Here is a 13,446-nt window from a genome sequence, read left to right on the forward strand (position 1 = left end):
CCCGCGATGGAAAGGCTGGCGGATATCGAGGGAGGGTTTTCTCAGAACCCTCCCTCTTTCATTTGGTCGCTTTGATTTGGTTCCGTTCTTTTAGTCCATTGTTTCAGTCGCTTGGGTCGCGGCTCGCGCCGCCCGCCGCGCTCGTCTTCAACTCTGCATGTGCGCGCTTGCGCAGATCGGCGGAAGCCGCCTATCTGACGGGTCTGTTCCTCCCGTGGAAGGCGTTCGTTTTGGATTCCCCGTCAGACCTCCCGCAAGATCCGCCGCTGGCTACGCCGCGGGAACCGATCCTGAACCTGCCGGGGGCGCTGACCGCCTACATCGTCCTGATCGCGGCCATCCATCTGCGCGTTCTGCTGCCGGAGGATTGGGACACCTTGGTCATCGACCTGTTCGCCTTCGTCCCGAAACGATACGACCCCACGCTGATGGATGGGGCGTTTCCCGGCGGGACGCCGGCCAAGGTCTGGACGTTCGTCACCTATTCGCTGCTGCACGCCAATCTGGCGCATATCGGCTTCAACGTGCTGTGGCTGCTGCCGTTCGGCAGCGCGCTGGCGCGCCGCTTCGGCGCATTCAGGTTCTATCTGTTCATGGCGGTCACGGCGGCCGCCGGCGCGCTGGCGCATCTGCTCACCCATGAGCACGCGCTGGCCCCGATGATCGGCGCCTCAGCCTCGGTGTCCGGGACGATGGCGGCCGCGATGCGCTTTGCGTTCGTGAAGGGCAGCTTCCTGTCCTTCAGCCGCGGCGATGCGGATGCGGCAGCGAGAGTGCCGGCACTGTCGCTGTCGCGTGCGCTGCGCAATCCGCGGGTGCTGGCGTTCCTGGCGATCTGGTTCGGCGTCAACATCGTGTTCGGCGCAGGCGGCCTGTCGATCGGCGCCGAGGGCGGCAATGTGGCGTGGCAGGCCCATATCGGCGGCTTTGTCGCCGGCCTCATCCTGTTCGCGCTGTTCGATCCGATCCCGCATGTGCGTGATGATGCTGCACCTGCGCTGCCGTCGGATGTGATCGATCGTTAGTTGCCGAAATCCTGCGCTTGCGAGCGGTGCCGATTTCATTCATCATTTGGAACAGGTGCAACCGGGGCACGACTCCGGGCGAACAAAGCAGGCTGTTTTCATGAGATCATGATGCGGCCTGTCAGTGCAGTGCAACCAGAACGCGACTGGTGCATTGTCAGACTCGTGGACGCTGGCTCTCGATAGACGCTGCGTGAGATGGGCTCCGAGACGTATGGTGCTGCTCGCGTCCACGGCGTCGACCAACTGATCCTAAGACTCACTGCTCCTAAGACTCACTACCTCAAGACTCGCTGACTGAAATCTGCTGCAAGCATCGGCCGTCACGACGCCTCGATGAGAAGGGCGCACCGGCCTTCCAAGGAGACGAGCAATGACAGTACGTGCGATCCTCGACATCAAGGGCCATCAGGTCGAGAGCGTCGAGCCCCAGACCACACTTGCCGACGCCGCCAAGCTGCTCGCCGACCGCAAGATCGGCGCGGTGCTGGTGATGTCGGGCTCGCGGATGGAGGGCATCCTCTCCGAGCGCGACATTGTGCGCTCGCTCGGCGAGCGCGGCGCCTCGGTTCTCACCGAGCCCGTATCCGGCGTGATGACGCGCCGCGTCGTCAGCTGCCGGCCGGCCGACACGGTTGCGTCGATCATGGAGACGATGACCACCGGCAAGTTCCGTCATCTGCCGGTCATCGACGGCGGACTGGTGGTCGGGCTGATCTCGATCGGCGACGTCGTGAAATGGCGCGTCCAGGAATACGAGGCCGAGCAGGAAGCGCTGCGTCAGTACATCAAGACGGCGTAGCCCCGCTGCTGGTCGGCGCCGCGGCTCCGGTCGGCTGGCCGATCGCCTCCTGGATCGAATCCAGCGCACGTTCGGCCGCCCTGGTGCCGAACGCGATCAGATCGGCTGCACGATGGAAATCGAACCAGCCGATCTGGCCGACGCGTGGCGAGATCAACAGGTCCGGCGGGTCGCCCGCGAGGCGGGCACGGGTGATGCGGTCCTGCATGATGTTGAAGGCGTCCACCATCACCGAGGAGATGCCCGGCCGGCCGCCGCCGCCGAAGAACTGCCGCTTCACCGCGCGCTCGGGCGAGAACAGCTTGCCGAATCGCCGCCGCGGCGGCGCGCTCTCCATCACCGTCTCCGGCACCTCGACCGGCTGGCCGTGCGAATAGATCGTGGTCGAATGCGTGAACACGTCGCTCGACAGGTTGGCGGCGATCACGATCTCGGCGCCGAGCGCGCGCGCGGCCGACACCGGCACCGGATTGACCATGGCGCCGTCGACCAGCCAGCGGTCGCCGATCAGCACCGGCGCAAAGATGCCGGGCAGGGCATAGGAGGCGCGCATCGCGTCCACCAGGCTGCCATGGGTCAGCCAGATCTCGTGTCCGGTGCGAATCTCGGTCGCGACCGTGGCGACCTTCATGGGCAGCTCCTCGATGGCGACCCGCCCGAGCGACGCCTCGAGCTGGGCGGCGAGCTTCTCGCCGCCGATCAGGCCGGAGCCGTTGAGACGGATGTCGAGATAGCCGAGCACGTTGCGCATCTGCAGGCTGCGCGCCCATTCCTCGAGCGTGTCGAGCTGGCCGGCCGCATAGGCCCCCCCGACCACGGCACCGATCGAGGTTCCGACGACGACATCGGGCACGATGCCATGCGCCATCAGGGTTCGGATCACCCCGATATGGGCGAAGCCGCGGGCTGCGCCGCCGCCAAGGGCGAGGCCGATCACCGGCTTGCGAATCGTGCCAAGACCGACATTGTTTCCCTCTGCTCCGCTCTGGCGGCGTCCCATCAACATGTCCAGCACGGTCATCTCCACGCATACGCCATTCGGGGACGAGGAACCGGCCCGCGGCACATCGTCACCGAGTCTCAAGCCAATCCTACCAGAAGCACGTTTTATACCGGTTGACGGCGCTATGAGATGCCGCCGATTTGATGTTGCCGCAATGAGCGGCCGCGCGAGCTGACAACAGGCGCGAGCGGGGATGCGCGGCGGGGGTTCTCCGGGTGCGCTCAGTAGAGGCTTGAATTTGCCGCGTTTTCGGTCAAAAGCAGGATGATGACGACAGGTCGCGGGTTCTCCAGATTCCGGCGCAGCGGGCGGCTTTGGCTGGTGCTCGCTTTGTCGTGCCCGCTCACCGGCCTCGCGATATCGCCAGCCGCAGCCCAGCTGTTCAGTGATCGGCCGCCCCCGGTTCCGCCGGCGTCGGTGCCCGATCCTGGCCCGGCGATCAACCTGGCGCCGCCTTCTGGCCCCGGCGCCGGTCCTGTCTCGCCTCCACCAGCCGTGCCGCAGGCCTTGCCGGGGCCGCCGGTCGCCGCGATTCCACCGGGCGCGCCGGCTGGACCGCCGCCGGTCGCAGCTCCGCCGCCGGCGGCGCCCAACCAGGGCGTCTTGTCGCTGTCGGCGCGCTACGGCAAGGATCTGCCGAACATCAATGGCGGTCTCATCTGGCGCGTCTTCGCCGACCGGCCGGACGAGAGCGGCGCCTTCAAGATGCTGCGCGAGGATCGTGGCGCGACGCCCAACATCGTGCTGCCGCCCGGCAATTACGTCGTTCATGTCGCCCTCGGTCTCGTCAGCGCCGTCAAGGCCGTGAACCTGAAGGCGGAGACCGATCGCGAGTCGTTCGTGCTGCCGGCCGGCGGATTGCGGCTCGAAGGGCGGGTGGGAACCAGCAAGATCCCGCCGAACCAGATCTCCTTCGCCATCTACAAGGGCAGCCAGTTCGACGGCCGCGAGCGGGCGCCGATCGTTCCCAACGTCGCGGCCGGCGACGTGCTGATGCTGCCCGAGGGCACCTATTACATCGTCTCCAACTATGGCGACGCCAATTCGGTGGTGCGCTCCGACATTCGCGTGCAGGCCAGCAAGCTGACGGACGTCACCGTCACCCACCGCGCCGCCGTGATCACCTTGAAGCTCGTCTCCGACAAAGGCGGCGAGGCGCTCGCCAACACCGCCTGGTCGGTCATCAACCCCGGCGGCGACGTGATCAAGGAATCGATCGGCGCCTTCCCGAAGGTCGTGCTGTCCGAAGGCGACTACCGCGCCATCGCCAAGAACGAAGGCAAGGTGTTCGAGCGCTCCTTCAGCGTCGTCAACGGCGTCGACGGCGAAGTTGAGGTGCTGGCGCGCTGAGCGCGCAGGTGCCGTAGCCCGCAGAGCCGCTCAACCGGTCGCGCTCTTAGCCCATTTGGGTCATGCCGGATCACGCCGGCGGTGGCACAGCTCAAGCTCGTCGGTGGGCTGGGAAGAGCGATATCTTGGACAGGCTGGACCTTTCGGATCTGGAGCGCGAGGTTGCCGCGTTCTGCCGGTTCTTCGCGTCGATGCCGACGAATCCGGCTGAGGCGATGCACGGCACCGTGTCACACATGCACGCGCTCTGCGCCGCGCTGGCGCGGCATCCGCGGGAGCTGTGGCGATCGCGCGACATCCAGGACGTGCTCCAGGCTGCGATCAGGCTGCACGCCGCATCGCCTTTCTTGCGCCGTCTGCGCGAATGGCCGCGGGGCTATCCTGGCGATTTCGAGACCATAGAGCTCCTGGTTCAAGGAGCCGGGCTTCCCACCAGCTCAGACCCCCGCAGCTGGATCGACTGGTACGCGCTCAACACGGCGATCGGCCAACAGCACCGCAACAAGATCTGGTGGCAATATCAGCGGATGAGCGCCGTCACGCCGGCGCATATTCTTGCGCTGGGATGCGGGGGTGGCGCTGATTTCAACCTTGGCCCGGATCGTTTCGAACGGTCGCACATCGTGCTCCTCGACCTGGATCAGGACGCATTGCTGCTCGCCGAGGATCGGCTCAGGCGATATTGCGACGTCCGCACCATCTGCGCAGACCTCCGCAGAGGGCTGCGCAAGGCTCAGGACGACGGCCCTTTCGAACGCGTCGTGTGCGGCGGGCTGTTCGACTATCTGGACGATCGCATGATCATCGTCCTGCTCAAGGACATCCGGGAACGCCTCCTCACCTTCAGGGGATCGGTCCTGTTCACCAATATCGCCGAAGGCAACCCGTTCCGGGTCTGGATGGAGGCGATTGCGAACTGGCACCTGATCCACCGGTCCGAGGCCGACATCACCAGGCTCGTCGCAGAAGCCGGCTTCGACCTGTGCGGGCTGCGGATCGCGCGCGATGCCACCGGGCTGACGCTGCTCGTCGAGGTCGCTCTCGACCCTCTGGCATGATCTGCCTTCGGGCACGAACTTCGTGCCATGCTCTAGCGCAGCACCAGCCTTGCCAGCAGGCCCACCAGCTCGCTCTGCCGGGAAATGCCGACCTTCTGGAACACCCGCTTGAGCACGTTGCGCGCCGTGTCTTCGGCGATGCCCAGCCGGCTGGCGGCATCCTTTGGCGGTAGTCCGGCGCCGACCAGGGCCGCGACCCGGGCCTCGCCCAACGTCAATCCGAGCACGTCGCGGACGACGGCCGGATCCGCCGGCTCATCGAGCTTCTGCTGGATCGCGAGCACGATGGTCCGTGCATCGGAGAACAACATCTGGGCCGGGCTCGCTTGCGGCGAGATAGGCAACAGATACACGACGAGCCGGCTCGTCGTGCCGGAGCTGACGAGGATCGGCTTGGGGTCGGCGACGACATGACGGTGATCGTCGCGCGACGCAAGGGCGATCATGTCGTCGATTGCCGCGCCTGTCGCCCCGGTGCGGATGCGCAGCCGATCGCGCGCGATCTGCAGGTCGCCCCCCAGCAGAGCCTGTCCGGCGGGATTGCAGAACACGACGCGGCCAAGGGAATCGAGCACGAACACGCCGATGCCGAGCCGTGCCAGCGCGTCGCCGAGCCCGAACTTGGCAAGCTCCGCATCGATGAGCCGGATGGTGAGGCGAAGTGATTTCTCGACATGCCGTCCGATGCGGCTGAGCAAATCGAGCTCCGCATCCGAATAGTCGCGCCGGCCCACCTTGCCCTGCAGGCTGAGCAGCACGCCGATCTCGGCATCGGGCGACACCGCCACGCCGGCAAAGGGTCCGAGACCATGCCTGATCCTGAACTGCACGAAGAACGAATCGGTGTCGATTTCCTGCTCCGAGCAAAGGTGTCGGGTGGCATAGGGATGCCCGCTGAAGAAATAGCCGCGCTCGGTGGCCCGCAACGCGCCCGTGTCGCGCATCATCCAGCCATTGGCTTCGTAGTCCCGCTGAGCCTCGACGAGATCAGGCGACACGATTGTAGCGTAGGAATTGTCGGCTCGGCGCCACATCAGCAGGGCGCCGGCATCGCCGAACTGGTCGGCGATCGCTTTCAGCGCCTGTGGCCAACGCAGCGGATCCGATGCCGCATCATAGATCGATTCGACAATTGCAATGAGCCTGCCGTCCGCCGGACCTGTATCCACCTGGACCGCTCACAATAATGGTCTTCGTGACATGAAAAGTCGTGACATGAAAACAGATGTGCAACATGGCCGTCACAATCATCAGGCTAACACCGCCGGCCGTACCTTGCCAAACGGAAATATCCCGGAGCACGAGCCGGCCGCACGCTCTTCGTTGAGGGATGATGGATTGCTTCGCTGCGCTCGCAAGCACGGGGAGGGAAAGGCCCCGCTCACATCGCGTCCGATCCCCGCGCCTATGCGGAACGCGGTCTCCGTCGTGACGGTGGGCGGGCTGGAGGTCCATCGGTACGTCCTTGGCCCTGCATGAGGCCCGTTCCTGCCAGCGTCAGAACCTGGCGGATGACGTCATTCAGATTGTCGTCGCGCACGATCTGGCCGTCAACGAGAAGCAATCCCAGGCCGTGCACGAGCGCCCACAGAAACAATCCCGCAATCGGCAGCTCGGCGGCGGGCAGCCGGGATGCGAGGCTCGCCTTCATGATTTCGTAGCTGCGCGTCCGCAGCGCTCGGATCGCCGGGCTGTGCTGCGAGACGGCCGGGAAGCCCTCGCCGAACATCAGCCGGTAGAGTGCGGGATTGGCCTGCACGAACCCGACATAGGCCTCGCCATAGGTCAGGAGGGAGCCGCCTGAGTTCGGGGGCGCGGCGGCGAGACAGGCGGCGAGCTCCGCGGCGCCCTGCTCGGCGAGGCCGAGCGCGATGGCGTCGCGGCTCGGAAAATGATGATAGGCGGACGGCGCGGACACGCCGACCCTGCGCGAGATCTCGCGCAGGCCGAGGAACGACGGGCCGCGCTCCTCCAGCACCTGGCGCGCCGCCGTCAGCAGCGCGTTGCGCAAATCGCCATGATGATAGGTCTTGCGCGGCTTCTTCGCCGGCTTGGCCATGCGCCACGCCCCCCAGCTCAATCTTTACAGTGTTAGAATTATGCGTTATCAGATCACACTGCGCAACAGGGGGCGCCGTGCGCGAGGAGAGAAGATCACCATGCAGATCGGACAGCCCAGCCGGACCGCCTTCGGAGCGGCAATTCTCCGCGCGGCGCATCAGACTGTCGACGGCGCCTGCATCTTTGTCGATCCGCTGGCCCGCGCGCTCCTTGGTGACGAGGCTGACGCGCTTATCGCGGCCGCTTCGGCCGACCAGACCAAGCGGCAGCTGCGGTTGTTCATGGCCGCGCGCAGCCGCTTCGCTGAGGATGCGCTGGCCGCAGCCGTGGCACGCGGCGTCCGTCAGGTCGTGATCGTCGGCGCGGGCCTCGACTCATTCGCGCTGCGCAATCCCCACGAAGCGAGCGGGCTGCGCGTGTTCGAGGCCGATCATGCAGCCACGCAGGCCTGGAAACGGGAGCGCATCGCCGCAGCCGGGCATGATCTGCCCGCCTCGCTCACCTTTGTGCCGGTCGATTTCGAGCGGCAGCATCTCGGCGAGGCGCTCGCTGTGGCCGGCTTTCGGCCGGACCAGCCCGCTTTCTTTCATTGGCTCGGGGTCGTGCCCTATCTCAGGCGGGAGGCGATCCTGGCCGTGCTGACATTCATGGCCAGCGTCCCCGGCGCCGAGGTCGTGTTCGACTACACCGAGCCGCTCCACAACTACGCCCCGGAGCGCCGCGCCAATGTCGCGGCGCTGGCGGCGCGCACCGCCGCGATCGGCGAGCCCTGGCTGAGCTATTTCGATCCTTCCGATATGGCCGACGCGCTGCGCAAATGCGGCTTTGACGAGATGGATGATTTCGGCCTTGCCACCATCACCGGCCGCTATCTCGGTGCGCTGGACGCGGAGGGCGTACCGGAGGCAGGACCGCATGTCATGCATGCGAAGCGGATCGCGGAGGGCGGGCCGCGGCGCAGGATCTGAACAACGGAGCGACGACGCGTCGCAAGGTTCTTTGCGGATCTGAAATCGGCACGTCCCACCTGGTCAGCGTTGATCGCATCTCAGCGCTGCGCAAACGGCCCGTCGGGTTACTTTGTCGCACTTCTTCTTCGTTGCATCGTCGGGCAAATCAGATCGATCTTTCCGCGCCTCCCGTCCCGAGACAAGGGGCGTATCGCGGTCGTCACGGCACGCGGGGCGGGGAGCGGTGGGCGTGGTGGATTGCAGCGCGGGTTGCCCGCGCCGACGAACAATCTGCTGCGCACGGTCAAGTCGCGCGGTCCTGACATCCCGATGCTGATGTCCCGCGCAATGCGCGCAAGCGCATTGTCGCGATATGGTGGCCAGAAAGCCCGGTGCACCAGGGAGAACGCGAAGCAGCCGCTAAAGCCATCGCGCAGGAAGGGCCGGGTCTGTCCGGCTGAACCTGTGGTACCTGCCGCCTGCATTCTTTTTCGCAGGCGGGCCACGGGCCTCAGTCGAGGTCCGGTCCTTCCTGTGCCCTTCGTTGAGGGACTCAACGATCTGCCACCCGGGCGGATCTCCGCTGCGGGATCGCGCTGTCATGGTGATGCGTTCAGAGCGGCGCCGCGCTGTCATAGTCGCTAACGCGCACTAACCATGGAAACACTTAAAACTGTCATAGTTGCGCGTGGCCTGCAGAACGCACGCGGCCTTTACAACTCATTAGACGCACTCGACGCATGGGTACGCAGGAACCGTCTGCAGGGCGGATCGTACTGAAGACGTGAGGAATGCAATGAGTGCCGCCAAGACGACGTTAGAAAAGATCAGCAACGATCTCTTCGACGATATCCCGGTGCTCAAGCGCAAATGGCAGGCGGCGTTGAAGCCGGGCCAGATATTGCCGCGCTATGAGGACGTGATGCTCGGCAGCCTCGGTCGTCTCGCCGACCATATCGCGGTGTTGAAGAATGACGGCGGCGTGCTGGAGATCTCGCGCAGCGGCCGTTATGTCCAGCAATGGCTGCAGGACGAGCGATGGGACATCGCCGTCGCAGCCGTGTCGCCGGATTGCGCCACGGTGCTGACGGAGGCGGCGAGCTCCGCGCTGTCGAGCCGGCAGCCGCATGCGGCGACGGCGCATTGCGTGCGCGATGGCATGGTTCGCACCTATGATGTGCTGGCGCTGCCGACCAGCTCGCGCTGGGGCAGCACGCTGGTGGGGACCTATATCAACGAGCGCGCCGCGCAATATAATCTGCTCGATGCGATCTTCTCGACGACGGACGACGGGGTGATCTCGCTTGCAACCATCCGCGACAGCGCCGGAGCGCCGCGCGATTTCCAGGTTGTGCATCACAATCGCGCGGCGGCCGAGCTGCTCAGGCTGCCGTCGCGCGACCTGCAATGGCACCGCCTGAAGCAGGGCGGCCACGTGCTGTGCGGCCCGGACGTGATGGCGCGGCTGTTCGAGGTCGTGGCCCATGGAGGAAGCGACCAGTTCGAGCTCGATAGCGACGACCGCAACCTCCGGCTCGGCGTCCATGCGTTCGGTGACATTGTCTCGATGACCATTGCCGACGTGACCGCGCTCAAACGGCGTGAGGCCTCGTTCCGGCTGCTGTTCGACGCCAATCCGATGCCGATGTGCATCTTCGGCGGGAAGACTGCGCAGATCCTCAACGTCAACGATGCGATGCTCCGGCATTATGGTTACAGCCGCGCGGATCTCCTGTGCATGAACGTGTGGGATCTGTGGCCGCCGGGCGAGTGGGGCACGGTCGACGATGCATTGACGCGGCTGGCCGATGGCGATCTGTTTCACCGCGACTGCCGCCACTGCAAAGCCGATGGAAGCGAGATCGAGGTCCTGACCTACGGACGGGAGATCAGTTACGACGGCCGCGACGGCGTGCTGATGGCCATCGTCGATATTACCGAGCGCCGTCGCGCCGAGGCGCGGATTGTCTATATGGCGCATCACGACGGTCTCACCGGCCTGCCGAATCGGGAGTTTTTCCAGCAGCGCCTGGCGCAGGAGCTCGATGAAGCCGCGTCAGGGGCGAGGCCGCTCGCCGTGATGTGCATCGACCTCGACCTGTTCAAGACCGTCAACGATTCGTTCGGCCATCCGATGGGCGATCGTCTGCTGCAGGCCGTCGCCGGCCGCCTCAAGCAGCAGATGCACGGCGGCAATCTGGCGGCGCGGCTCGGCGGCGACGAGTTTGCCGCGATCGTCAGTCAGGGCGACGCTGATGAGCCGGGCGAGTTCGCGGCCCGCCTGATCTCGGTGCTCAGCGCGCCCTATGACATCGACGGCAACGAGCTCGTCATCGGCGCCTCGATCGGCATCGCGTTGTCCCCGCTGGACGGCACGAGCTGCGAAGAGCTGATGAAGAATGCCGACATGGCGCTGTACCGCGCCAAGCAGCACGGCGGCCGCGTGCACCGCTTTTTCGAGCGGGAGATGGATCTGCAGGCGCAGAAGCGGCGCGACATGGAGCACGATCTGCGCCGCGCCTTTGCGCAGGCCGAGTTCGAGCTGCACTACCAGCCGCTCATCGATGTCGCCAGCAACATCATCAGCGGATTCGAATGTCTGCTGCGCTGGCGTCATCCGGACAAGGGCATGATCTCGCCGGCAGAGTTCATCCCTGTTGCCGAGGACATCGGGCTGATCGTGCCGCTCGGCGAATGGGTGTTGCGCGAGGCCTGCCACGAAGCATCGCGCTGGCCCGATGGCATCAAGGTCGCGGTGAACCTGTCGGCCGTGCAGTTCCGCAGCCGCAACCTGGTGCAGGTCGTGATGCAGGCGCTGGCGCAATCCGGCCTCGCCCCGGAGCGGCTCGAGCTGGAGATCACGGAGTCGATCCTGCTCGCCGAGACCGATGCCAACCTGGCGACCTTGCATCAGCTGCGCCAGCTCGGCGTCCGCATATCGATGGACGATTTCGGCACCGGCTATTGCAGCCTCAGCTATCTCAGAAGCTTCCCGTTCGACAAGATCAAGATCGACCGCTCCTTCGTGAAGGATCTGGCGCAACGCTCCGACTGCCTGGCGATCGTCCGCGCCATTTCCGGCCTTGGCCGCAGCCTGAACATCATCACCACGGCCGAAGGGGTCGAGACATCGGACCAGCTCGACTGGCTGCGCACCGAAGGCTGCAACCAGGTGCAGGGCTATCTGTTCAGCGCTGCCAGGCCCGCCTCGGAGATTGCAGGCCTGTTGGCGCGGTTCGGCGCACGATCGTCGAAGGCGGCGTGAGCCGGGGAGCGAATGACGAATGGGGAGTAGCGAATAGGGAATGGCGAGTAGGGTGCTCCGCTCTCTCCACGTCACTGCGAGCGCAGCGAAGCAATCCAGGAATCCATCCGCGGAGACAGTCTGGATTGCTTCGCTGCGCTCGTAATGACGAGAGGCGAGCGCAGTGGACGCCACTCCCTACGCGCTATTCGCCACTCGCTCCCTCATCAAAACCGCGTCACGATGTCCGCGAGTGCCGGGCGCGGGCGGTCCTCGCTCGGCTTGGTCGGCTTGCCGATATGAATGAGGCCGGCGAGCTTCTCCTCCGGCTTCAGGCCGAAGCCGTCGAGCACGTCGCGGTCAAACATGAACCAGCCGGACAGCCAGCAGCCGCCATAGCCGAGCGCGGTTGCGGCGGTCAGGATGTTCATCGCGCTGGCGCCGGCCGAGAGTTCCTGCTCATAGGCCGGCACCTTCGGATGCGGCCTGGTGAAGCTGACGAGGCCGACCACCAGCGGCGCCTCCATGAAGCGGTTCCTCTCGACCTCGAGCTCGGCGGGGGTCGCCTGCGGGTGCGTCTTGGCGAAGACCGATGCGATCACCTCGCCGGCGCGGCGGCGGCCGTCGCCCTCGAATACGATGAAGCGCCAGGGCGCAAGCTTGCCATGGTCGGGCACGCGGGCGCCGATGGTCAGGATGGTGTCGAGCTCGGCGGGCGAGGGGCCTGGACCGCTCATCTCGCGTGGCTTCACGGAGCGGCGGGTCTTCAGGAGTTCAAGGGCGTCGGGCACTGGGCAGGGTCTCTGTTGCGTTTCGGGGCAGAGATAGCATGGGCCAGGGCCGGCAACGAGACCGTGGCACGGCGTTTTGATCGGTTCTCGGCTTTGCGCCGGCACTGCCGGTTGGCGGCCAACCGTCCGCGCGAGCCAACCCCGCCGCGATTGTGGACCCTCGGGCTGATCGGTAAAACGATGACGACACCGTCCGGCCCTGGCCGGCAAGAGTCCGGATCTGCCGTAGGAATGACCCCGCTGACACTGTCACCTGACGCCGTGCTCCGTCTTTGCAGCCAGCCTGGCTTTCCCGATGCGATGCGGGCCTCGGCCGCCGCGGCTGTCTACCTGTACCGCGGCGATCGTATCCTCAATGCGCTGTTGAGCGACCGGGCGCGGGCGCTGTTTCCCCATGTCGTGCTGTACCTGCACTATGCTGGGCCGTGTGAGGGCGAGCGCGGACTCACGGTCGGCGCCATGAAGGACATGTGCGTGCGGCTCGATCTGTGCAGTCCCGGCCGCTGCGAGGCGATGCTGGCGCTGATGCGTGCCGTCGGTCTCGTGGCGGCGGCCCCGCGTCAGGATCGACGGCGGCGGCCGCTGGTGCCGACCGAGCGGCTGATGGCGCTGCATCGCGAGCGCTGGGGCGGGCAGTTCGACGCCATGAGCGCCGTCATCCCGACGGCTGTCGCCTATCGGGCGGCCTTGCGCGATTCCAGCTTCGTCAGGGCCTTCGTGCGCGAGCTCGGCCAACGCTTCATCGCCGGGCTTCGCGTGCTCGACGGCGCGCCAGAACTGGAGCCGTTTGCCGAGCGCACGGCCGGCATGGTCATTCTGTTCAGCCTGGCGTTGGCCGGCGCCGCGGACCGGCCGTTTCCGCCTGTGGACGCCGTGCCGCTGTCCATCAACGCCCTCGCGAAGCAGTTTTCGGTGTCGCGCAAGCACGTGCTGACGTTGCTGCGCGAAGCCGAGGCCAATGGACTTCTCAGACGTGGCGGCGCCGCGATGGACGCCATCACCATCCTGCCGCGCGGACGCGAGGCGCTCGCGCACATGATGGCAACGATGTTTCTCTACATGGCCGAATGCGCCGAGATCGCGCTGCAGGCGGCGGGGAGGGAAGGGCGTGGGGCGGATGCTGCGGCCAGCCTGTCGGCGTAGCGCAGGTGTCACCCAGCCG

The 13,446-nt window shown here is 65.9% G+C and carries 11 protein-coding genes; 7 read left to right on the top strand and 4 right to left on the bottom strand.

The window, feature by feature from the left end:
- Nucleotides 1-230: 230 nt before the first annotated feature.
- Entirely contained in the window at nucleotides 231-1,025 is a 795-nt protein-coding gene (locus tag ACVIJ6_RS24610) for a rhomboid family intramembrane serine protease (protein WP_456774813.1), read from the top strand.
- Nucleotides 1,026-1,398: 373 nt separating this feature from the next.
- Entirely contained in the window at nucleotides 1,399-1,827 is a 429-nt protein-coding gene (locus ACVIJ6_RS24615) for a CBS domain-containing protein (protein WP_456774814.1), read from the top strand.
- Here the strand turns inward: ACVIJ6_RS24615 and ACVIJ6_RS24620 are convergent.
- Nucleotides 1,814-2,842 (bottom strand): patatin-like phospholipase family protein, encoded by a 1,029-nt coding sequence (locus tag ACVIJ6_RS24620; protein ID WP_456774815.1) that lies wholly within the window; start codon nucleotides 2,840-2,842, stop codon nucleotides 1,814-1,816. The two genes, ACVIJ6_RS24615 and ACVIJ6_RS24620, sit on opposite strands and share 14 nt — an antisense overlap.
- Before the next feature lie 252 nt (nucleotides 2,843-3,094).
- On the opposite strand from ACVIJ6_RS24620, the gene ACVIJ6_RS24625 reads away from it, so the two are divergent.
- Nucleotides 3,095-4,180, top strand: a complete 1,086-nt coding sequence (locus ACVIJ6_RS24625) for a hypothetical protein (RefSeq protein WP_456774816.1) — start codon at nucleotides 3,095-3,097, stop codon at nucleotides 4,178-4,180.
- 62 nt (nucleotides 4,181-4,242) lie between these two features.
- A complete protein-coding gene (locus ACVIJ6_RS24630; RefSeq protein WP_456774817.1) occupies nucleotides 4,243-5,238 on the top strand; it encodes a methyltransferase domain-containing protein in 996 nt (331 codons plus the stop codon).
- Between the two features lie 32 nt (nucleotides 5,239-5,270).
- Here the strand turns inward: ACVIJ6_RS24630 and ACVIJ6_RS24635 are convergent, their stop codons facing one another.
- Together ACVIJ6_RS24635 and ACVIJ6_RS24640 are read right to left on the bottom strand one after the other, a co-directional pair.
- On the bottom strand, nucleotides 5,271-6,407 hold the full coding sequence (locus tag ACVIJ6_RS24635; RefSeq protein ID WP_456774818.1) for a helix-turn-helix transcriptional regulator: 1,137 nt from the start codon (nucleotides 6,405-6,407) through the stop codon (nucleotides 5,271-5,273).
- Between the two features lie 236 nt (nucleotides 6,408-6,643).
- Entirely contained in the window at nucleotides 6,644-7,297 is a 654-nt protein-coding gene (locus ACVIJ6_RS24640) for a TetR/AcrR family transcriptional regulator (RefSeq protein ID WP_456774819.1), read from the bottom strand.
- 100 nt (nucleotides 7,298-7,397) lie between these two features.
- Between ACVIJ6_RS24640 and ACVIJ6_RS24645 the strand changes: the two genes are divergently transcribed.
- Both ACVIJ6_RS24645 and ACVIJ6_RS24650 read left to right on the top strand, forming a co-directional pair.
- Nucleotides 7,398-8,267 carry a class I SAM-dependent methyltransferase gene (locus ACVIJ6_RS24645; protein WP_456774820.1) on the top strand — a complete coding sequence of 290 codons (870 nt, stop codon included), beginning with the start codon at nucleotides 7,398-7,400 and terminating at the stop codon, nucleotides 8,265-8,267.
- A gap of 778 nt (nucleotides 8,268-9,045) precedes the next feature.
- Entirely contained in the window at nucleotides 9,046-11,514 is a 2,469-nt protein-coding gene (locus ACVIJ6_RS24650) for a putative bifunctional diguanylate cyclase/phosphodiesterase (RefSeq protein ID WP_456774821.1), read from the top strand.
- A gap of 206 nt (nucleotides 11,515-11,720) precedes the next feature.
- On the opposite strand, the gene ACVIJ6_RS24655 is transcribed toward ACVIJ6_RS24650, so the two are convergent.
- Nucleotides 11,721-12,284 carry a nitroreductase family protein gene (locus ACVIJ6_RS24655; RefSeq protein ID WP_456774822.1) on the bottom strand — a complete coding sequence of 188 codons (564 nt, stop codon included), beginning with the start codon at nucleotides 12,282-12,284 and terminating at the stop codon, nucleotides 11,721-11,723.
- A gap of 231 nt (nucleotides 12,285-12,515) precedes the next feature.
- Here ACVIJ6_RS24655 and ACVIJ6_RS24660 point away from each other — a divergent pair, with 231 nt between their 5' ends.
- Nucleotides 12,516-13,427: a hypothetical protein gene (locus ACVIJ6_RS24660; protein WP_456774823.1), complete on the top strand. Its 912-nt coding sequence runs from the start codon at nucleotides 12,516-12,518 to the stop codon at nucleotides 13,425-13,427.
- Nucleotides 13,428-13,446 lie beyond the last annotated feature (19 nt).

This window comes from Bradyrhizobium sp. USDA 4369, assembly GCF_054056435.1.